This window comes from Dongia deserti, from assembly GCF_003574735.1.
Classification (GTDB): Bacteria; Pseudomonadota; Alphaproteobacteria; order Dongiales; family Dongiaceae; genus Dongia_A; species Dongia_A deserti.
In genome coordinates this window covers 16,527-35,606 of record NZ_QORW01000005.1, presented here as the reverse complement: position 1 = coordinate 35,606, position 19,080 = coordinate 16,527, and the positions used below count along the sequence as shown (strand labels likewise).

Annotated in this window: 16 protein-coding genes; 10 read left to right on the top strand and 6 right to left on the bottom strand. The window is 64.5% G+C overall.

The window, feature by feature from the left end; all coding sequences use genetic code 11:
• The first annotated feature begins 10 nt into the window (after nt 1-10).
• The 8 genes from DTX69_RS08940 to DTX69_RS08905 all read left to right on the top strand — a co-directional run bounded on the left by DTX69_RS08940 (nt 11) and on the right by DTX69_RS08905 (nt 10,138).
• Nucleotides 11-1,384 (top strand): glutamine synthetase family protein, encoded by a 1,374-nt coding sequence (locus tag DTX69_RS08940; protein WP_119301194.1) that lies wholly within the window; start codon nt 11-13, stop codon nt 1,382-1,384.
• A 14-nt stretch (nt 1,385-1,398) separates the two neighbouring features.
• The gene (locus DTX69_RS08935) at nt 1,399-2,787 is read left to right on the top strand and encodes an aldehyde dehydrogenase family protein (RefSeq protein ID WP_119301193.1); all 1,389 of its coding nucleotides are present in this window, start codon (nt 1,399-1,401) and stop codon (nt 2,785-2,787) included.
• An 89-nt stretch (nt 2,788-2,876) separates the two neighbouring features.
• The gene (locus tag DTX69_RS08930) at nt 2,877-4,238 is read left to right on the top strand and encodes an NAD(P)/FAD-dependent oxidoreductase (RefSeq protein WP_284735646.1); all 1,362 of its coding nucleotides are present in this window, start codon (nt 2,877-2,879) and stop codon (nt 4,236-4,238) included.
• On the top strand, nt 4,235-5,452 hold the full coding sequence (locus tag DTX69_RS08925) for an NAD(P)/FAD-dependent oxidoreductase (RefSeq protein ID WP_119301192.1): 1,218 nt from the start codon (nt 4,235-4,237) through the stop codon (nt 5,450-5,452). Before DTX69_RS08930 ends, DTX69_RS08925 begins: the two co-directional genes overlap by 4 nt.
• Nucleotides 5,442-6,875 (top strand): FGGY family carbohydrate kinase, encoded by a 1,434-nt coding sequence (locus DTX69_RS08920; RefSeq protein ID WP_119301191.1) that lies wholly within the window; start codon nt 5,442-5,444, stop codon nt 6,873-6,875. Before DTX69_RS08925 ends, DTX69_RS08920 begins: the two co-directional genes overlap by 11 nt.
• Nucleotides 6,876-6,945: 70 nt before the next feature.
• Nucleotides 6,946-8,103: a S1C family serine protease gene (locus tag DTX69_RS08915; protein ID WP_119301190.1), complete on the top strand. Its 1,158-nt coding sequence runs from the start codon at nt 6,946-6,948 to the stop codon at nt 8,101-8,103.
• 188 nt (nt 8,104-8,291) lie between these two features.
• Nucleotides 8,292-8,867, top strand: coding sequence for a DUF1287 domain-containing protein (locus tag DTX69_RS08910; protein ID WP_119301189.1), 576 nt, complete (start codon nt 8,292-8,294; stop codon nt 8,865-8,867).
• A gap of 89 nt (nt 8,868-8,956) precedes the next feature.
• Entirely contained in the window at nt 8,957-10,138 is a 1,182-nt protein-coding gene (locus DTX69_RS08905; RefSeq protein WP_119301188.1) for an iron-containing alcohol dehydrogenase, read from the top strand.
• 623 nt (nt 10,139-10,761) lie between these two features.
• On the opposite strand, the gene DTX69_RS08895 is transcribed toward DTX69_RS08905, so the two are convergent.
• Complete coding sequence (locus DTX69_RS08895; protein WP_119301186.1) at nt 10,762-11,487, bottom strand: NAD(P)H-dependent oxidoreductase; 726 nt, start codon at nt 11,485-11,487, stop codon at nt 10,762-10,764.
• A 74-nt stretch (nt 11,488-11,561) separates the two neighbouring features.
• Between DTX69_RS08895 and DTX69_RS08890 the strand changes: the two genes are divergently transcribed.
• Entirely contained in the window at nt 11,562-12,485 is a 924-nt protein-coding gene (locus DTX69_RS08890; RefSeq protein WP_119301185.1) for a LysR family transcriptional regulator, read from the top strand.
• Here DTX69_RS08890 and DTX69_RS08885 read toward each other — a convergent pair.
• The 5 genes from DTX69_RS08885 to DTX69_RS08865 all read right to left on the bottom strand — a co-directional run bounded on the left by DTX69_RS08885 (nt 12,482) and on the right by DTX69_RS08865 (nt 18,408).
• On the bottom strand, nt 12,482-13,240 hold the full coding sequence (locus tag DTX69_RS08885; RefSeq protein ID WP_119301184.1) for a sulfite exporter TauE/SafE family protein: 759 nt from the start codon (nt 13,238-13,240) through the stop codon (nt 12,482-12,484). The two genes, DTX69_RS08890 and DTX69_RS08885, sit on opposite strands and share 4 nt — an antisense overlap.
• Nucleotides 13,241-13,309: 69 nt before the next feature.
• Nucleotides 13,310-13,537, bottom strand: coding sequence for a hypothetical protein (locus DTX69_RS08880; protein WP_162917020.1), 228 nt, complete (start codon nt 13,535-13,537; stop codon nt 13,310-13,312).
• Between the two features lie 142 nt (nt 13,538-13,679).
• Nucleotides 13,680-14,615 (bottom strand): cyclase family protein, encoded by a 936-nt coding sequence (locus DTX69_RS08875; protein WP_119301182.1) that lies wholly within the window; start codon nt 14,613-14,615, stop codon nt 13,680-13,682.
• Nucleotides 14,616-14,701: 86 nt separating this feature from the next.
• Complete coding sequence (locus DTX69_RS08870) at nt 14,702-17,098, bottom strand: transketolase (RefSeq protein ID WP_119301181.1); 2,397 nt, start codon at nt 17,096-17,098, stop codon at nt 14,702-14,704.
• Nucleotides 17,099-17,124: 26 nt separating this feature from the next.
• On the bottom strand, nt 17,125-18,408 hold the full coding sequence (locus DTX69_RS08865; RefSeq protein WP_119301180.1) for a cystathionine gamma-synthase family protein: 1,284 nt from the start codon (nt 18,406-18,408) through the stop codon (nt 17,125-17,127).
• 124 nt (nt 18,409-18,532) lie between these two features.
• Here DTX69_RS08865 and DTX69_RS08860 point away from each other — a divergent pair, with 124 nt between their 5' ends.
• Complete coding sequence (locus DTX69_RS08860) at nt 18,533-19,039, top strand: Lrp/AsnC family transcriptional regulator (protein WP_119301179.1); 507 nt, start codon at nt 18,533-18,535, stop codon at nt 19,037-19,039.
• The last annotated feature ends 41 nt before the right edge of the window (nt 19,040-19,080 follow it).

Below are 19,080 nucleotides of genomic sequence, written 5' to 3'. Positions count from 1 at the left end.
GGTTTACGTCATGCCTTTGAAGCCGGAGCAGGTGAAGAGCGTCGCTGACGCCAAAAAGATCGTGGAGGAGCGCGGCCTCGCCCACATCAAGGTCGGCGTGTTCGATGGCGATGCGATCCTGCGTGGCAAGTACGTGTCGAAGGCGAAGTTCCTCTCGGCGCTGGAAAACGGCTTCGGATTCTGCGACGTGGTGCTGGGCTGGGACAGCAACGACCAGCTGTTCGACAACGTCAAATATACCGGCTGGCACACCGCCTACCCCGACGCCTGGGTGCGCGTGATTCCGGAGACTTGCCGCGAGATCCCGTTCGAGGACGGGATGCTCTTTTTTCTCTGCGAGTTCGTGAACAAGGCGGAGGAGATCTGCCCTCGCGGCGTCCTGCGCCGCGTGCTCGGCAAGGCGGCGAAGATGGGTTACGAGGCCTATGCCGCCGCCGAATACGAGTTCTTCATGTTCGACGAGACGCCGGAGAGCGTGCGCGAGAAGGGCTTCCGCAATCTGGTGCCCATGACGCCGGGCTATTTCGGCTATTCGGTGCTGCGCGGCTCGGTCTGGGCGGAGCTCTATCACGAGATCCTGGATACCTGCGAGAAGATGCGCATGCCGATCGAGGGCCTGCACACTGAAACCGGTCCCGGCGTGCTGGAAGCGGCCTTGACCGTCGACAAGGCGCTGGAAAGTGCCGATCGCGCGGCCCTGTTCAAGACCTTCATGAAGGTGCTGGCACAGCGCCGCGGCCTGATGGCGACGTTCATGGCTAAGTGGTCCAACAACTGGCCGGGCCAGAGCGGCCACATTCACGTCAGCCTTAAAAACAAGGACGGCAAGTCCGCCTTCTACGACGCCAAGAAGCCGCATACCATGAGCGACAAGCAGCGCTGGTTTGTCGGCGGTCAGCAGGCCCTGATGCCGGAACTGCTGTCGATGGTGAGCAACACGGTCAATTCCTATTCGCGCCTCATTCCCGGCTTCTGGGCGCCGACCAATTCCACCTGGGGCGTCGAGAACCGCACCTGCGCACTGCGCGTCATTCCGGGCAGCGAAAAGTCGCAGCGGGTTGAATACCGGATCGCCGCCGCCGATATGAATCCCTATCTGGCTATTGCAGTCGCCATCGGATCGGGCCTCTATGGCATCGAGAACAAGATCGAGCCGACGGAAGCGATCGTGGGCAACTCTTATGACATGAAGCATCCAGCCAAGCTCGACCTGCCGCGAACGCTCTGGGAAGCAGCGCAGCGGCTGCGCAAATCGAAGGCGGCCGCCGAACTGTTCGGCGAAGCCTTCGTCGATCATTGGGCTTCGACCCGCGAGTGGGAGGAGCGCGAGTTCCGCAAGCACATCACGGATTGGGAACTGGCGCGTTACTTCGAGATCATCTAACGGACGGCATCACCATGGCAGCCACGCAGAAAACCATCACCCCGATCGATAACAGCGTCTATGTCGAGCGGCCCTACGCCACCCCGGCGGAAATCGCCGCCACGTTGAAGGCCGCGGCGGAGGCGCAACAGCAGTGGAAGGTCACACCCGTTGCCGAGCGTGCGAAGATCCTGAGCAAGGCGATCGACATCTTCCTCTCGCACAAGGACGCGCACGCCGAGCAGATCACACGCCAGATGGGCCGGCCGATCGCCCAGAGCCCAGGCGAGATGCGCGGCTTCGAGGAGCGTGCCCGCTACATGATCCAGATCGCCGGGGAGGCGCTGGCCGACATCGAAGCGAAGGACAAGGCTGGTTTCGTGCGGTTCATCCGGCGTGAGCCGCTGGGTGTCGTCTTCATCGTTGCGCCGTGGAACTATCCGTATCTCACGTCAGTGAATGGCGTGGTGCCCGCGCTGATGGCGGGCAACGCGGTGGTGCTCAAGCACTCCGCCCAGACGCCGATCTGTGCCGAGGACTACCAGCAGGCCTTCGATGCCGCGGGCCTGCCCAAGGGCCTGTTCCAGCATCTGGTGCTGACCCATGACGACACGGCGAAGGTTATTGCGGCACCCGAAGTCGCCTACTGCAATTTCACCGGCTCGGTCGCCGGCGGCCATGCCGTTCAGCAGGCCGCGCTCGGCAAGTTCATCGGTCTCGGGCTCGAGCTCGGCGGCAAGGACCCGGCCTATGTGCGCGCCGATGCCAACCTCGACCATGCCATCGAGAACCTGGTCGATGGCGCCATGTTCAACTCCGGCCAATGCTGCTGCGCCATCGAGCGCATCTATGTGCACGAGAAGCTGTTCGACAAGTTCGTCGAGGGCTTCGCCGATCTCACCAAGAAATACAAGCTCGGCAACCCGCTCGACCCGAGCACCAACCTTGGCCCCATGGTGCGCACGTCGGCGGCCGAGTTCGTACGCGGCCAGATCGCCGATGCGGTGAAGCACGGCGCCAAGCCGCTGATCGATCCCAAAAGCTTCGCCGCCGACAAGCCGGGCACGCCCTATCTGGCGCCGCAGGTCCTGGTGAATGTCGACCATTCCATGGGCGTGATGTCGGAGGAGAGCTTTGGCCCCGTGATCGGCATCATGAAGGTGAAGTCAGACGACGAGGCGATCCGCCTCATGAATGACAGCAAATACGGCCTCACCGCCGCGCTCTGGACGTCTGACGAGAAGGAAGCCGAGAAGATCGGTGATCGCCTGGAGACCGGAACGATCTACATGAACCGCTGCGACTATCTGGACCCCGCCCTCGCCTGGGTCGGCGTCAAGGATTCCGGCCGCGGCGCCACCTTGAGCCGGGTGGGCTACGAGATGCTGACGCGGCCCAAGTCGTTCCATCTGCGGAAGATCTGATCCAAGGCTTCGACGAACGGCCGCCGCGAGGCGGCCGTTTCCTTTTGAGCCTCTGGACAGACCCTCAAACCCCTGCAAATCTGCGCCCCGTGAGGGAACCCATCGCAAGCAGCAGGGTGGTCATTATCGGCGGCGGAGTGGTCGGTTGCGCCATCTTTCGGCGCTTGGCCATCGCCGGTCTCCAGCCGATCCTGGTCGAAGCGGCTGCGGACATCCTCGACGGCGCGAGCAAGGGCAACAGCGCTTTGCTGCATACCGGCTTCGACGCGCCGGAGAATAGCATCGAACTCGCCTGCGTGCAGGCCGGCTATCGCGAATACATGGCGATCAAGCACAAGCTCAACCTGCCGCTGGTGGAAAGCGGCGCGCTGGTGGTGGCGTGGGATGAGGAGCAGTTCGCGAAGCTGCCTGCCATCGTCGAGAGGGCGCACCGCAACGGCGTCACCGACGTGATGCAGATCGAACGCGACGAGCTGCGCAAGCGCGAGCCGTTCCTTAGCGACCGGGCACTCGGTGCCGTACTGATTCCCGGTGAGCACATCATCGATCCATGGTCCGCGCCGCTCGCCTACGCGCATCAGGGACTGGCGCACGGGGGGCGGATCCTGCGGCGCTGCCGCGTCACCGGCGGCGAACTCGACGGTCAGCGCTGGATGCTGCAGACGACGCTCGGCGATATCGCCGCGGATGTGGTGATCAACGCCGCCGGCAACTACGGCGACCTGGTGGAAGCGATCAACCGGGAGAGCCCCTTCACCATCACGCCGCGCAAAGGCCAGTTTGTCGTGTTTGATAAGCCGGCTTCCAAGCTGCTGCACGCCATCATCCTGCCGGTGCCGACGGAGCGCAGCAAGGGCATCGTCGCCTGCCGCACCGCTTTCGGCAATCTGCTGGTCGGTCCGACCGCGGAGGATCAGCAGGACCGCAGCCGTGCCGAAGTGGACCAGGCGACCTTGGAGCGCCTGATCGCAAAAGGGATCGAGATGATCCCCGGCCTTGCGGACCATTCGGTCAATGCGATCTATGCCGGCCTCAGGCCCGCGACGCAATTCAAGGACTATCAGATCGCGGTCGACCGCCAGCGCCGCTGGGTCACGGTCGGCGGCATCCGCTCCACCGGCCTCACCGCCGCGCTCGGCATTGCGCAGATGGTCGGGCGCGACTTCGCCGAGGCGTTCGACGGCGTGCGCGACGAGGAGCCGATCTGGACACCAGTGCCCAACCTCGCGGAGGACCGTGCACGCCCGTACTTGACCGAGGCTGGCGGCGATGTCGTTTGCCACTGTGAGCTGGTGACGCGTAGCGAGATCGAGGCCGCGCTCGCAGGCCCCTTGCCTGCTGGCGATCTTGGCGGCCTCAAACGCCGCACGCGCTGCATGATGGGCCGCTGCCAGGGTTTTTATTGCAGCGCTCAAGTCTTCGCGTTGGCCGAAGGACGGCTGGCGTCATGACCCACAAGAGCGACGTGCTGATCCTGGGCGGCGGACCGGCAGGCCTGTCCTGCGCACGCGCCCTGCGTGGCCTTGGCGTCCACAACGCAGTGCTGCTGGAACGCGAGAGCGCGCTCGGCGGCATTCCGCGTCACTGCGGCCATGTCGGCTTTGGTCTGCGCGAGTTCGGCAGGATCTGTAGCGGTCCCGACTATGCGAAGCGTCTGGCTGATCAGGCGGCCGGCACTGACCTGCGTTTGCGCATGACGGCCCTGAAGCTCGAGCCCGGCGGGCTGGTGCGCACGACCGGGCCCAACGGCCCGGAAGACTTCCAGGCCAAGGCCGTCGTGCTGGCGTTCGGCGCGCGCGAAACGCCGCGCAGCGCGCGCCTCATCTCCGGCTCACGGCCGTTCGGCGTCATGAATACCGGCGCGCTGCAGCAATTCGTCTATCTGCACGGCAAATGCCCGTTCCAGCGGCCTGTCGTCATCGGCAGCGAGCTGGTCGCCTTCTCCACCCTGCTCACCCTGCGCCACGTCGGCATCAAGCCGCTCGCCATCATCGAGGAGAACGAACGCATTACCGCGCGCGAGCCGGGCACCTGGGTAGCACGGCTGGGCTTCGGCGTGCCCGTGCTGACCCGCACGCGCCTCATCCGCATCATCGGCCGGGACAAGGTGACGGGGATCGAGATCGATCGCGGTCTTGGCTCGGAAGAGATGGAATGCGATGGCGTCATCCTGACCGGCAAATTCCGACCTGAGACGGCGCTGATCGCACCTAGCCATCTCGAGATCGATGCCGGTACCAGAGGTCCCTCGATCGATCCCTACTTCCGGTGCTCCGACCATAACTACTTCGCAGCCGGCAACATGCTGCGCGGCATCGAAACGGCTGGTCAATGCTGGCGCGAAGGCCGTGCGGTGGCGGAAATGGTGATCGCTGAGCTGGAGAACCGCTTGCCCGCGAGAGAGCCCGACGCGCACGTCACGCTGCAGGGCCCGCTCGCCTATGTCTATCCCCAGCGCATCTATCGCGACGCGCCGGACCATCCCTTGCTGTTCAAGGCCCGCGTGTCGCGCGCGGTGCGCGGCCGCCTGTCGGTTGTGGTCGATGGCAAGGTCGTGTGGTCGCGCCGCATCTCCGCCCTGCCCGAGCGCCGCATCGCCTGGCGGCTGCCCAATCGGGACATGAGGTCTTGCCAGCAAGTGTCGGTGGAAGTCGATGCCGCCTGAAGCTTCCGTCATCGCCATCGATCAGGGCACCACGGGCACCAAGGCGCACCGGCTGCGCAGCGACGGCACGTTCGAAACCATCGCCGCATTCGAGCATCGCCAGATCTATCCGCGGCAGGGTTGGGTCGAGCACGATCCCGAGGAGATCGCGCGCCATGTCGAGGCGGCCCTCGACCAAGCAGGTGATGCAGGCGCCATCGGCATCGCGAACCAGGGCGAGACGGTGATCGCCTGGGACGCCGCGACCAAGCGGCCGATCCACAACGCCATCGTCTGGCAGGATGCGCGCACGTCCGATGTCACGGAGCGCACGAAATCCGAGGGCGCGGAGACCTTGACGCTGCAAGTCGCCGGCCTGCCGCTCGATCCCTACTACTCCGCAACCAAGCTGCGGTGGCTGCTAGACAACGTGCCGGAAGCGCAAGAGCTGCGCCGCGCCGGCCGCTTGCGGCTTGGCACCAGCGATGCCTTTTTCCTCGACCGCTTCACCGGGCGGTTCGCGACCGACGTCACCACAGCCTCGCGCACCAGCCTGATGAATCTCGAGACACTGCAGTGGGACGAACGACTGGCCGATCTCTTCGGCGTGCCGATCGAGTGCCTGCCGGAGATCCGACCGACCGCCGGCGTGTTCGGCGACGCGCGCGGCATTCCCGTCGCCGCCAGCCTGGTCGATCAGCAGGCGGCCTTGTTCGGCCACGGCTGCCGCCGCAAGGGCGACGCCAAGATCACCTTCGGCACCGGCGCCTTCGCGCTCGCGGTGGCGGACGCCGCCGTCCCGCGCGACACCGAAAGCGGACTCGAAGCCACCATCGCGTGGAAGATCGGCGATGCGCCCTGCGCCTACGCGCTCCAGGGCGGCATCTACAACGCGGCCTCTGCGGTCAATTGGGCGCGTAATCTCGGTCTTTTCGCCGACTACAAGGAGATCGACGATTTCGCCGCCGAGCCGGCCATTGCGCGCGGCCTGGTCTTCGTGCCGGCGTTGAGTGGCCTCTCCTGCCCCTACTGGGACCGACGCGCCGCCGGCTTGTGGCTTGGCATGGGATTGGACACAACCCGCGCCGACATGATGCAGGCACTGCTCGAAGGCATCGCGCTCCTGTCGGAGCGCGTTCTGGCGGCGATCGATCGACTGTCTCCACTCGGCGGCACGATTTCGGTGGATGGCGGCCTGACACGGAACCGCTACTTCAACCGCTTCCTGGCGGACGCCGCGGGCAAGCGGGTGCGCGTCCCAGCCAGCACCGAGCTGACCGGTCTCGGCGCGGCCCAGTTCGCCGCCATCGGCGCCGGTCTCGCAACAATCGACACGCTGCCAGCGGCACCTCCACCCCGATCGGAGATTGAGCCCGGGCTCCTGCCGGATCAGGCCCGGGCGCGGTTCGAGCGTGCCGTGGAACGTGCGAAAGCATGGCGGTGACGCGATAACCACTTGCCATTCTGCTTCCTTCGGTTAACCCTCGAAATTCGACCAGGGGGTGAGGGCCGCAATGCTGGGCGGGATATCGACAAGCCGTCGGGCGCTCCTTTCGCTCGCCGCCATGGCGATCGTGCTGAGCGCAGCGGCCTGTAGCGGCGATGCACGTCGCGATGCCGGCGGCGCGCATTATCAGCGCGCGCATTATTGCTACGAACCGAACAGCGATCGGTACTACGAGCACACTTCGTACGACTGTCCGGCTGACCATTTTCCCGCCACCGAGGAGGCATATCGGAACTATCTCGAGCGCGCGTCACAACCTCAACCCACTTATCGCTACTGCTGGGATCTCGCGAAAGGCCACCCCTATGCGATCGCGGTCGGGACATGTCAGCACGACGACGTCGCGATGTCGGATGCTGAGATGGCCGCCTATCGCCGCTCGGGCCAGCCGCCCGCGTCAGCCGTGACTCAGCCGGTGGTGGCTGCGAGCCCGGCGCCACCGCAGCCTGCGCCGGCCGCCGCTCCGCCGCCAGCCGTACCGACACCGGCACGGCTACCTGCCAAGGCAAAGCCCAGCGCGACCGAGCCTAAGGACGAACTCGTCCCGGTCGGATACGGAAGCGCCTTCTTCGTCTCTTCCGACGGCCATCTACTCACCAACCATCATGTCGTGGCGGGTTGCGACGCGATGATGGTAATCACCGCCGACAACACGTATCCAGCAAAGGTCGTGGCTGCCAACGAGTGGTTGGATCTTGCGATCCTCAAAGTTCGGAAGGCAGGCATGCCGTTCGCTGCGTTCGCGGAATGGCTGCCCGAGCCTGGCGATGATGCCTATGCCGTCGGCTATCCGCTACTCGGCGACTTGTCGGGTATCAAGATCACGGACGGGATCGTCTCCGGCCTGACCGGCCCAGGGGGCGACGACACGCGGCTCCAGCTCACCATCCCCGTTCAACCGGGCAATTCCGGCGGCCCGGTGCTGGATGCAAGCGGCCTCGTGATCGGCGTGGTTACCGGAAAGTACTCGGGCCAAGTGAATGACGGCGGCACGTACATCGAAGGCGTATCCTTCGCGATCATTCCGGAGGCGGCTGCCGCCTACCTGAAGCATTACAACGTGCGGCCGACGATCTACCGGTCCGATGTGGAGCGCAAGGCGCGCGATATCATGCGCGAGGCGGAACGCTACACCTGGCCGGCCGTATGCCTGGCACGAACATAGTCATCCGAGAGTCTGTCCGGATCGTGGATCGGCCTGCGTCCGCCGGCGCTTCAACGAACGAGCGCGCCGTGGTTCAGCCCGTACTTGCTCACGTTCCTGGTACTGTGCTGGATGAGGAAGGATTCGACGCCCTGGAATTGCCATGATCGTCGGTCAGCGTCGCTCCGCAGTAGGTCTGAGGGCTCCGGATGCACCGGCTGGTAGTCGCCGTTCTGTTCTTGCTGACCCAATCAGCCAATGCTGACGAGTCCCCGTCCAGGGATCTGCTCGCTGCCGCCCGCGCGCAGGTCGGCGTCACGCTCATCTACGATCCCAGCTATCAGCGCATCGCCTATCCGATGGGCGATGTGCCGCTGGAGCGCGGCGTGTGCAGCGACGTCGTGATCCGCGCCTTTCGTGCCGTCGGGATCGACCTGCAGCAGGAGCTGCACCGTGACATGAAGCGGCACTTCGCCGCATACCCGAAGAGCTGGGGCCTCTCGGCACCGGATCCGAACATCGATCACCGGCGCGTGCCGAACCTCGGCACCTGGTTCAAACGGCAAGGCTATGCACTGCCCGTGAAGCAAGAGCCTGCCGCATATCAGCCAGGCGACATCGTGACCTGGACCTTGGCCAATGGCCGGCCACATATCGGCATCGTGTCGGATCAGCGGTCCGCGGATGGCGCAAGGCCGCTCGTCATCCACAATATCGGCTGGGGCACCAGAGAAGAGGACGCGTTGTTCGCATACCGGATTACCGGGCACTTCCGCGCCTTCTAGGCGGATTTTCAGCCCCTTCCCTGCCGCCGGGAACCGGCTAGAATGCCGCCACTCCGGCCTTCAGGCTAAACCCAAGGACCCTAGAGACAATGACCACCGACGCCGCCGCGCTTCGCGGCAATTGGAACTACCCGACCTCGGTCAAGTTCGGCTGCGGCCGCATCAAGGAGCTGGCCGATCACTGCAAGGCGCTGGGCATGAGGCGCCCATTGCTCATCACCGATCCCGGCCTCGCCAGCCTTCCGATGATCAAGGATGCGATCGCGCGCAACGAAGCGGCCGGCGTGCCGACCGGCCTGTTCAGCAACGTGCAAGGCAATCCCACGGGCAAGAACGTCGAGGATGGCATCGCGGCCTACAAGGCCGGCGACCATGATGGCGTGATCGCGTTCGGCGGCGGCTCTGCGCTCGACGCGGCCAAGGCGGTCGCGCTGATGATCGGACAGAAACGTCCGATCTGGGATTTCGAAGATATCGGTGATTGGTGGACCCGCGTCGACCCCAATGGCATCGCCACCATCATCGCGGTGCCAACCACGTCGGGCACCGGCTCGGAAGTGGGTCGCGCCTCGGTCATCACCGACGAGAGCATCCACGTAAAGAAGATCATCTTCCACCCGAAGATGCTGCCCTCGATCGTGATCGACGATCCGGAGCTGACGGTCGGTCTGCCGCCGCATATCACGGCGGCCACGGGCATGGATGCGCTCTCCCACTGCCTCGAGGCCTATTGCGCGCCCGGCTATCATCCGCTGGCCGACGGCATCGCGCTCGAGGGCATGCGCCTCATCAAGGACGCATTGCCGGCGGCGGTGAAGGACGGCAAGAGCCTGGTCGCGCGCTCGAACATGATGGCGGCCGCAAGCATGGGCGCGACTGCGTTCCAGAAGGGTCTCGGCGGCATGCACGCCATCAGCCATCCCTTGGGTGCGCTCTACAACACGCACCATGGCCTCACCAACGCGGTCGTGATGCCGTATGTGCTGGAGTTCAATCGCACCGCGATCGACGAGAAGCTGACGCGGCTGGCCGCTTATCTGCGGCTGCCGAACCCCTCCTATAAAGCGGTGCTGGACTGGATCCTCGCCCTGCGCAAGGAGATCGGCATCCCGCACACGCTGAAGGAGATCGGTGTCGACGACAAGCAGGTCGACAAGGTGGCAGAGATGGCCGCCGCCGATCCCAGCGCCGGCGGCAACCCGATCCAGGTCGGCGCCAAGGAGCTGCGCGTAATGTTCGTCAACGGCCTCGAAGGCAAGCTGGCGGCGTAGACCACGATCCCTTCCAACGCGAAAGGGCCGGCAGTCATGCCGGCCCCACTCGCCTGATTAGTGGAATTCCCGCAAGCGATCCGCCAGTAGCTGACCTGCGACGGAGCGGCCTGGTGTGCTTACGAAAGAAAGGCCCGTTCCGAATTTTAGCGAAGCAACGCGCGGCAGAGTGGGCTGAGGTGCGCTGCAACGCGATCAACTGTGGGCATTGACGGCATCGTCCAACTCGTGGGGGGTTCATGAGGAACGTTAGTTGGGTCCTCGCGGTCGTGCTACTGGCTAGCTGCGCAAGCGAACCGGGGGGCATTGATAAAGAAGAGCCAACGGAGTGGGGCACTGCGCGCCACCTGCTCTTTGGCTTTGCGCTCGCGAACGGAGTGCCGCGCGATAAAGCGGTCTGCGTAGTCGATGAGATTATGCGAACAACGGATCCAGCGGAGATGGAGCGCCTCGAGGCGATTGCGCAGGGTGACCAGAAGCTGACAGAAAACGAAATGAGGGCGTTCCATCGAATCTATTCGATCCGAACGAACACTGATCAACCGAGTGTTGCCGCTGCCTGCGGTCTCTAGGATGCCGGGCCTCTCTCCCAAGCCCGGCAGTCGTGCCCGCCCTTTTTGCATTCAGTATTGCCCCACTACGATCGGCTCCTCCTGGGCGATGCGTGTCAAACGCTCGCGCCAAGCGGTCAGGGCCGCCGTGCGCTTCTCCTCCGTCATCTGCGCGGGTCCCCAGACGATCTGCGGCTGCAGCACATCGTAGCCGATGAATTGCAGCATGCCACGCTGGATCGGGCGCAGAATGCCGTTGATGTCGCCGTTGAAACCACCGGGCTGGTAGGCTGCTATGCCCTCACCGCCGGTCGTCAAGGAGAGTAGTGCGCAGCGGCCGCGATAGAGTCCCTTCTCGTAGAACCGGCCGCGGCCATAGATCCGGTTGAACGCAAACACCTTGTCCACCCAGCCCTTGAGGATACCCGGCAGACCGAACCACCAGAGCGGAAACTGCCAGATCATAAGGTCGGCGGCTTCCAGCTTGGCGATCTCGGCCTCCACGTCCGGCGCAAAGCCATTGGATTCGGTGGCGTGATCTTCTTCCATCTGCTGCTTGAAGAAGTCGGGATTCTTCACGGTCGCGAAATTGCGCCGGTCCGAGACCGGATCCCAACCCATCCGGTAAAGGTCCGAGAAGGCGACGTCGTGGCCAAGCCCGCGTAGCGTCTCCAGCGCGGTGTCCGCCATGGCTCCATTGAAACTGCGCCGCTCCGGATGCGCCAGGACGAGAAAGACCTTAAGCGGCGCTCCGATTTTGGCCGTGGCTGGGGTGTCTTGGCGGCTGATCGTGTCCATCGGGGCCTCGCAGGTGACATTGCTCGGCTCCCGATGTATGGAGTCCACGTCATGAATGTAATTGAAATAGCTTTATGAAGGATATTAACGACATTGAACTCCGCCGGCTGGACCTGACGCTGCTCATGGTGCTGGACGGCGCCCTCAGGCATCGCAAGCTGACGACCGTCGCCGATCAGCTCGGCTTGACCCAGCCCGCGATCAGCCACGCCGTGACGAGATTGCGCGACATTCTCGGCGACCCGCTGTTCGTGCGCCGCGCCAATGGCGTGCAACCGACACCACGCGCGCTCGCGCTCGCCCAACCGGTCGCACAGGCGCTGGCCACCTTGCGCGACGCGCTGCAGCAAGGCCGCTGCTTTGACCCGAGCTGTGCCACCCGCGAGTTCCGCGTCGCGGCCCTGGACTACGCGATTGCGATGCTGGTGCCCGACTTCCTGGCGCGCTTCAGCACCATCGCCCCAGGCTGTCGCTTGGCCTTCCGCTCCATGGGCTACGAAGCGGGCAGAACGGCACTCGCCAGCGGATCGATCGACCTGATCCTGGGCATTCCAGCACCTAGCGGACCATTCCTGCAGCGCACGCTGATGACGGAGGATTTCGTGGTTCTGGCGCGTCCTCATCATCCGGTCGTCGGCCGCAAGCTGGACCTTGCGCGGTATCTGAAATGCGGGCACCTGCTGGTTTCGGCAGCGGGTGACGCGCGCGGAACGGTGGACAACGCGCTGGTGAAAATCGGCAAGGAGCGCCGTGTCGTCGCGGCCGTGCCGCAATTCCTCGCCGGCTTTGCCGCAGTCGCCGGATCAGACATGATCACGACCGCCCCGCGCCGGCTCGCCAAACGTCACGCCGCCGCCTTCGGACTCAAGCAGTACGAGGTGCCGTTTCCCCTGGCCGGTTTCGAGGTCGCCACGCTCCGTCACGAGAACACGGCGCAAGACGCGGGCCTCACCTGGCTCGAGAACGAGCTCGCCCAGGCGCTCGGCAGGGTTCGCTAGAGCCAGTATTTGTTCGCGTAGATCGCGGTTGCCGCGGTGCCGAAGGCGATGATGCCGAGGCGCACGGCGCGCGGCGGCAGGATGCGGATGAGGTGCCCGCCGGCATAGCCCCCGCCGACCGAACCAGCCATCAGCACCATCATCGCCGGCCACACGACGGCACCCTGCCAGACATAGACCCAGACCGACGACGCACTCACGCCCGTGATGAGGATGTTCTTCAGCACGTTCGTGCTGCGCAGATCCGTCAATCCTCCGATCGAGAGGATTGCGAGATTGATGACGCCAAGCGCCGCCCCGAAATAGCCGCCATAGATCGCGGACAGGAACAGTGGCAAGGCCACGCGCCACGCCTGCAGCACGTTGTCGCCCTTGCCCGGCAGTTTCCCCTGCACCCAGGGCCCGACGGCGAACAGCAGGGTGGCACCGCCGATCAAGGCCGGCACCAGCAGGACCAGGAGATCCGCCGGCGTCTCCAACATCAGGAATGCGCCAATGGCTCCGCCGATCACGTTGATGATGAACAGCCAGCTCAAGGAGCGGCCCCAGCTCGGCCGCCGACGCCAGTCCGCGAGCGCCGCCATGAAATTGCTGAGCGACAGGCCGACGGCGTTCGTGGCGTTAGCCGCTACCGGCGGCAGGCCCATGGCAAGCAAGGTCGGAAAGGTGACCAGGGATGCGCCGCCCGCAATCGCCGCGGCGATCCCGCCGCCAAACCCCGCAGCGAACAACAGCGCCGCGCTCGATAGATCCATGTAGCTGCGCCCCCGGGAGGCAGCCCCGCCGGACGGCGAGACCCAAAACGATCGACGCAGACTACAGGGCTATCGGTTCGCGACCAAGATGCAAGAATTGGCGCGCGTGCAGTAATAGAGCGCGCCGCTCCTGGTGTTCAGCTTCCACACCGCAGGCCCGGGGCTTGCAGAGATGTGCCATTCGCCGGGTCCCTCATTCTCGCCCAGCACGTCCTGCACATCCGATCCGACCACGCCCGCCGTGATGGTGCTCAACACGAACAGCGCTCCAAGGAATATCGCTGTGGTTCTCGGCAAGGGTACCTCCATCGAGCCTCCCCGGTGTATGAACCCGTTGCCGAATGGCCGCAGTGATGCCGTTCACACCATCCAAAGGCCCTTGAACAAAAGGCCCCGCCGAACAGCGGGGCCTCGCGCATTCCAGACTGCACAGCAATGGTCAGGGTGTCGGCACCAGCACACCGTCGGCGTTGCGCTTCAGGGGATATGGCTGCTTGGGCAACGGCGCGCCGGGCGCGTCGATGACCGAGACGCCATGAGGCCAGCTCGGCGGGCAGATCGCGATGTAACGCGCATAGCCGCCGACACCGCCCTTGGGCTTGGCGAAGCCGATGGCGATCAGCGCGCCGGCCTCCGGCACCTGGTCGAGATTGGCGACGCCCTCTGCCTGGGCGAAGTGGTTGTGCATCAGCCAGTACTCGCCTTCCAGAGTCGGCGTGGTGTCGGTATCCAGCGGCTCGTGACCGTGGAACAGGATCTTGCGCTCGTTGTGCAGGAATTGCAGCGTGTCGAGCTTCACGCCCGGGAACGGGGCCTTGGCGAAGTTCGCGACATCGCTCCACCTCTTGTACCAGTCGGAGCGGAACATCACCACCGAGCCTTCCGGCACCCTGCCGTGCTTGGCCTCCCATGCTTTCACGTCCTCGATGGTGGCATGGTAGCCAGGGTCTTTTGCGACCTGCCCATGGATGTCGACCACTACCAGCGGCCGCAACGTGAAGCTCGCCGGCAAATCGCTGATGGTCGCGCCGAGATTGTCCCAATGCGCCGGCGGGTCGAGCTGGGTGCCGTACTGATCCGTGGTGAGTTCGTAAGCAGTGGCGATGAACCCATGCTTCTCGTACGTGAACTCGTCGCCCTTCTTGGCGAAGTCGCCGAGATCGGCGCCGGCGATCGCGGGCTTGAACTTCGCCGGGCCGAAGCCGGGCCACACCGGTTGGGTCGGCTCGAACGCGTGGGTCAGATCGACATATTTCGCGGTCTTGAATGTGCTCTCATAGAGAGCCCAGAACGAGTCCCTCTCCTTGTCCTGCGGCGACGCGCACGCAGTGACCAGCACGGCGGCAACGGCCGCGCCTATAAAAGGCACTTTCATCTGATTGCCTCCCTCAAATGATCAGCAACCCTCGATCATTGAGCGGAGCCAGCGACTCATCAACAGATTTTGTGACAATGCGATGGCTACGTCCTGCGGCGGGGCGCGAGCGCTGCTTCCACGATCGCCGCGGCGTCGATGCGGTAATGGCGATAGAGGTCGGGGATGGTGCCCGTCTGGCCGAAATGCTCGACGCCCAGCGCGTGCACGCGGTGCCCGTGGACACCGCCCAGCCAGGACAAGGTGGTTGGATGCCCATCCAGCACGGTCACGATCCGGGCATTGTGCGCCAATGGCGCCAACAGCTGCTCGATGTGCGATTCCGTTGGCTGGCCGTGCTGCTGTGCGGTCTGCGCCGCTTTCCAGCCGGCATTCAAGCGATCGGCTGAAGTGACTGCCAGCAGGCCCGCACCGGGGAAATACTCGAGCAACTCGCCCATAGCCGTTGCGGCCTCTGGCGCTACGGCGCCGGTGAAGGCGATGGCGAGCGGCGCGCCCTCGGCCGGCGGGCGCATCCAATAGCCACCCTGGATGATCCCGTCGCGCAACTCCGGCGTCATCGGCCGCAGCACCTGGTCGATCGCCCGCGTCGACAAGCGCAGATAGACCGAGCCGCCGTCCCGCTCATGCAGCCAGGCATCGCCCTTCTCCGCCTTCGGCGCGCGCTGGATGTATTCCAGCGCCCATTCCAGGATGACGGCCAGCTCGTCGACATAGGACGGCTCGAAGCTCGCGATGCCGTCTTGCACCATGCCGATCAGCGGCGTGCCGATGGATTGATGCGCGCCGCCTTCGGGCGCCAGCGTGATGCCGGACGGCGTCGCCACCAGGATGAAGCGCGCATCCTGATAGCAGGCGTAGTTGAGCGCATCGAGGCCGCGCGCGATGAAAGGATCATAGAGGGTGCCGATCGGCAGCAGCCGCTCGCCGAAGATGCTGTGGCTGATGCCCATCGCCGCCAGCATAAGGAACAGATTGTTCTCCGCGATGCCGAGCTCGATGTGCTGCCCGGCCGGCCCCTTGCTCCAGCGCTGCGCCGACATCAGCTTGCGTGCCTGGAACACGTCCTCCTGCGGCTGCATGGCGAATACGCCGCGGCGATTGACCCACGGGCCCAGGTTAGTCGACACCGTCACATCGGGCGATGTGGTGACGATCCGCTCCGCCAATTTGCCACCCGCTCGGGCGATCTCCGCCAGAATCTGGCCGAACCCTTGCTGGGTCGACATCGCGCCCTTGATCGGCGGCAAGGGCAGCGTGCCCACCTCGATCCGCTCTGCGTTCAGCCGCCGCGTCCCCTTGGCGTTGAACGGCGTCTCTGCCAGCAGCGCCTCGAAATCGCTTTCCGAGCGGTTGAGGCCGGCGCTCTTGGACCATTCCTGTCCGTCCAGGATGTTGTTCGCCGCCTTGAAGCCCCGCATCTGCTCCGGCGTCATCAGTCCGGCGTGATTGTCCTTGTGCCCTGCCAGAGGCAGGCCGTAGCCCTTGATGGTGTAGCAGATGAAACAGACCGGCTGATCGGTGCTGCTCGCCTCCGAGAACGCCTCGAGCAGGCTTTCCAGGCAATGGCCGCCGAGGTCCGTCATGGTGGCAGCCAGCGTCTCGTCATCCATCCCATCGATCAGCGCGCGCGCATCCTTGTCGGCCAGATCCTCGGCCAGCTGCGCGCGCCAACCGGCAGCGCCCTGGAAGGTCAACGCCGAATAGAGGCTGTTGTCGCATGCATCGATCCAGTCGAGGATCGCCTGTCCGCCCGGCTTCGCGCGCAAAGCCTGCAGGCGCCTACCGTATTTCACGGTGACGACCCGCCAGCCCATGTTCTCGAACACGTTGGTGAGCTTGCCGGTCAAGGGCGCGGAGATCACCGCGTCCAGGCTCTGCCGGTTGTAATCCACCACCCACCAGGTATTGCGCAGATCGTGCTTCCACCCCTCGATCAGCGCCTCATAGATATTGCCTTCATCCAGCTCCGCATCGCCGACCAGTGCCACCATGCGCCCTTCCGGCCAATGGCGACCCCAGCCATGGGCGCGGATGTAGTCCTGCACCAGGCTGGCGAACGAAGTCATGGCAACGCCGAGCCCGACAGAACCGGTGGAGAAATCCACGTCGTCTACGTCTTTCGTACGCGACGGATAGGATTGCGCGCCGCCCAAGCCGCGGAAGGCCTTCAGCTGACCGAGACTCTGGTTGCCCAGCAGATACTGGATCGCGTGGAACACCGGCGAGGCATGCGGCTTCACGGCGACGCGGTCCTGTGGCCGCAGGATCGCGAAATAGAGCGCAGTCATGATGGTGACGAGCGACGCGGAGGAGGCCTGATGCCCGCCGACCTTCAGCCCGTCGTCGCTGTCGCGCTCGTGGTTGGCATGGTGGATGATCTGGGTCGACAGCCACAGCACTTTGTGCTCGATGTCCCGCAGCACATCGATCGGAAAGGTCTGCGCGCCAATCACCGCCGGCGCATTCGCCGCCTGAGCCATCAATCCGCCCCCACCCCAGTTCCGTTCTAGGCCGCCTGCATCGCCTGCTCAAGGTCGGCGAGCAGATCGCCCGGATCCTCGACACCGATCGACAGCCGGATGGTGCCTTCGGTGATGCCCAGCGCCTTGCGCTCCTCCGCCTTGATGCCGGAATGAGTCGTCGAAGCCGGATGGCAGATCAGCGACTCCGTCCCGCCCAGACTGACCGCCAGCTTGATCAGTTGGATCCTGTTGAGGATGCGGAACGCCACCTCTCGCCCGCCCTTGACATTGAAGGTGAAGGTCGAACCGGCGCTATGGCATTGCTTTGCGAAGATCGTGGCCTCGCGCGTGCCGGGTTTGATGAAGCCGAGATAATTGACGCTCTCCACCATCGGATGCTCGCGCAGGCGCTCCGCGATGATGCGCGCACTCTCGTTGGCGCGCTGCATGCGCAGGCTCAACGTTTCCAGCGAGCGGCCGATCAGCCAAGCACTGTGCGGGTCGAGTTGCGTGCCAAGCAGGCCGCGCAACTTGCGCACAGCGAACATGAGGTCCTCGCGCCCGGCGACCGCGCCCGCCACCAAATCGCTGTGACCGGCGAGATACTTGGTCACCGAATAGGCGACGATGTCGGCGCCGTGCAGGATCGGCTTCTGATAGATGGGCCCCAGGAAGGTATTGTCCACGACCAGGATCGGCTTGTGCCCCGTGCGCAACCCGTGCTGCAAACACTGTCCGCCGACCAGGCTGATATCGATGAGCGTGTTGGTCGGGTTGGCTGGCGTTTCTACCAGCACCAAGCCAAGCTGGCCGTGCCGCGCCGCCTCGTTCATGGCCGAGGTAATGCCTTCCACGCTAAGACCATCGGTCATCGGCACTACGGTGATTCCGAAATCCGGGAAGAAGCTGGAGAACAAGGACGAGGTGCCGCCATAGATCGGCTTCGACATCACCATCGACATCCCAGGGCGCAGGAACGCCATCGCCGCCGTGGTGATCGCCGACATGCCGCTCGAGAAGACGCAGGCGTCATCCGCCTCTTCTAGGATCGAGAGGCGGTCCTCCAGCATCTCCAGGTTCGGATTGTTGAAGCGGGAATAGACCAGGCCCGCGGTCTCTTCGGTGTTCAGCTTGACGCGGCCTGCGGTCACGTCGAAGAAGTGGGCGCCCTCCTCCGCCGAGCGGAACGCGAAGGTCGAACTCATGAACAAGGGCGGCTTGACCGCGCCCTCGGAGAACTTCGGGTCATACCCGTAGCTCATCATCAGAGTGTCGGGGCTGAGCTTGTGGGTGCCCACAAAGCGCTTGTGATAGGGCTGCTGTTTCATGGCGGTCTTCCCAGACTCGAGACGTCGTTCAGGTTAACCACGTTACGCCGCGCGTTGCGCAAAGATGCGCCTAATTCCACCTCGCAATTGACTTTGGCGGCAAAATTCACCAAAAATTGGCGCCATGGCGCAAAATATTGCCAACGCTGAGCTGGACGCCCTGGACATCAAGATCCTGGCGGCGCTGCAGAAGAATTGCCGCCTTACGCTAGCAGAATTGTCGGAGCATGTCGGGCTCTCCCAATCGCCCTGCATGCGCAGATGGCGGCGCTTGGAGGAGGAAGGCTACATCACCGGCTACACCGCGCTGGTCGACCGGCGCAAGCTCGGGCGCAAGATGATGGCCTTCGTCGAGATCAAGCTCGCCATCCACAGCGACGAAGCAATCGAGCGGTTCGAGCGAGCCATCAGCGAGGCGCCGCAGGTGCAGGAATGCTTCCTGATGACCGGCCAGCGCGACTATTACCTGCGCGTGCTGGTGGACGATCTCGAGGAATATGACGAGTTCGTCAAGACCGTCCTGCGTTCCGTCGGCAACATCAGCTCGATGGAGACGGCCTTCGCCCTACGCGAGGTGGAGATGCGCCCGCGTGCCTTCGAGCCACGCCCCGCGCCCAGCGCCAGGCGATGAAGCAAAGGCGCCAACCTTCTCTCACCCGCGCGATGATCTCC

What these genes read in the sequence shown, in the direction of transcription:
- DTX69_RS08940 (WP_119301194.1), top strand. Translation starts at nt 11, where the DNA reads ATGCCTTTGAAGCCGGAGCAGGTGAAGAGCGTCGCTGACGCCAAAAAG.
- DTX69_RS08935 (WP_119301193.1), top strand. Translation starts at nt 1,399, where the DNA reads ATGGCAGCCACGCAGAAAACCATCACCCCGATCGATAACAGCGTCTAT.
- DTX69_RS08925 (WP_119301192.1), top strand. Translation starts at nt 4,235, where the DNA reads ATGACCCACAAGAGCGACGTGCTGATCCTGGGCGGCGGACCGGCAGGC.
- DTX69_RS08920 (WP_119301191.1), top strand. Translation starts at nt 5,442, where the DNA reads ATGCCGCCTGAAGCTTCCGTCATCGCCATCGATCAGGGCACCACGGGC.
- DTX69_RS08915 (WP_119301190.1), top strand. Translation starts at nt 6,946, where the DNA reads ATGCTGGGCGGGATATCGACAAGCCGTCGGGCGCTCCTTTCGCTCGCC.
- DTX69_RS08910 (WP_119301189.1), top strand. Translation starts at nt 8,292, where the DNA reads ATGCACCGGCTGGTAGTCGCCGTTCTGTTCTTGCTGACCCAATCAGCC.
- DTX69_RS08905 (WP_119301188.1), top strand. Translation starts at nt 8,957, where the DNA reads ATGACCACCGACGCCGCCGCGCTTCGCGGCAATTGGAACTACCCGACC.
- DTX69_RS08895 (WP_119301186.1), bottom strand. Translation starts at nt 11,487, where the DNA reads ATGGACACGATCAGCCGCCAAGACACCCCAGCCACGGCCAAAATCGGA.
- DTX69_RS08890 (WP_119301185.1), top strand. Translation starts at nt 11,562, where the DNA reads ATGAAGGATATTAACGACATTGAACTCCGCCGGCTGGACCTGACGCTG.
- DTX69_RS08885 (WP_119301184.1), bottom strand. Translation starts at nt 13,240, where the DNA reads ATGGATCTATCGAGCGCGGCGCTGTTGTTCGCTGCGGGGTTTGGCGGC.
- DTX69_RS08875 (WP_119301182.1), bottom strand. Translation starts at nt 14,615, where the DNA reads ATGAAAGTGCCTTTTATAGGCGCGGCCGTTGCCGCCGTGCTGGTCACT.
- DTX69_RS08870 (WP_119301181.1), bottom strand. Translation starts at nt 17,098, where the DNA reads ATGGCTCAGGCGGCGAATGCGCCGGCGGTGATTGGCGCGCAGACCTTT.
- DTX69_RS08865 (WP_119301180.1), bottom strand. Translation starts at nt 18,408, where the DNA reads ATGAAACAGCAGCCCTATCACAAGCGCTTTGTGGGCACCCACAAGCTC.
- DTX69_RS08860 (WP_119301179.1), top strand. Translation starts at nt 18,533, where the DNA reads ATGGCGCAAAATATTGCCAACGCTGAGCTGGACGCCCTGGACATCAAG.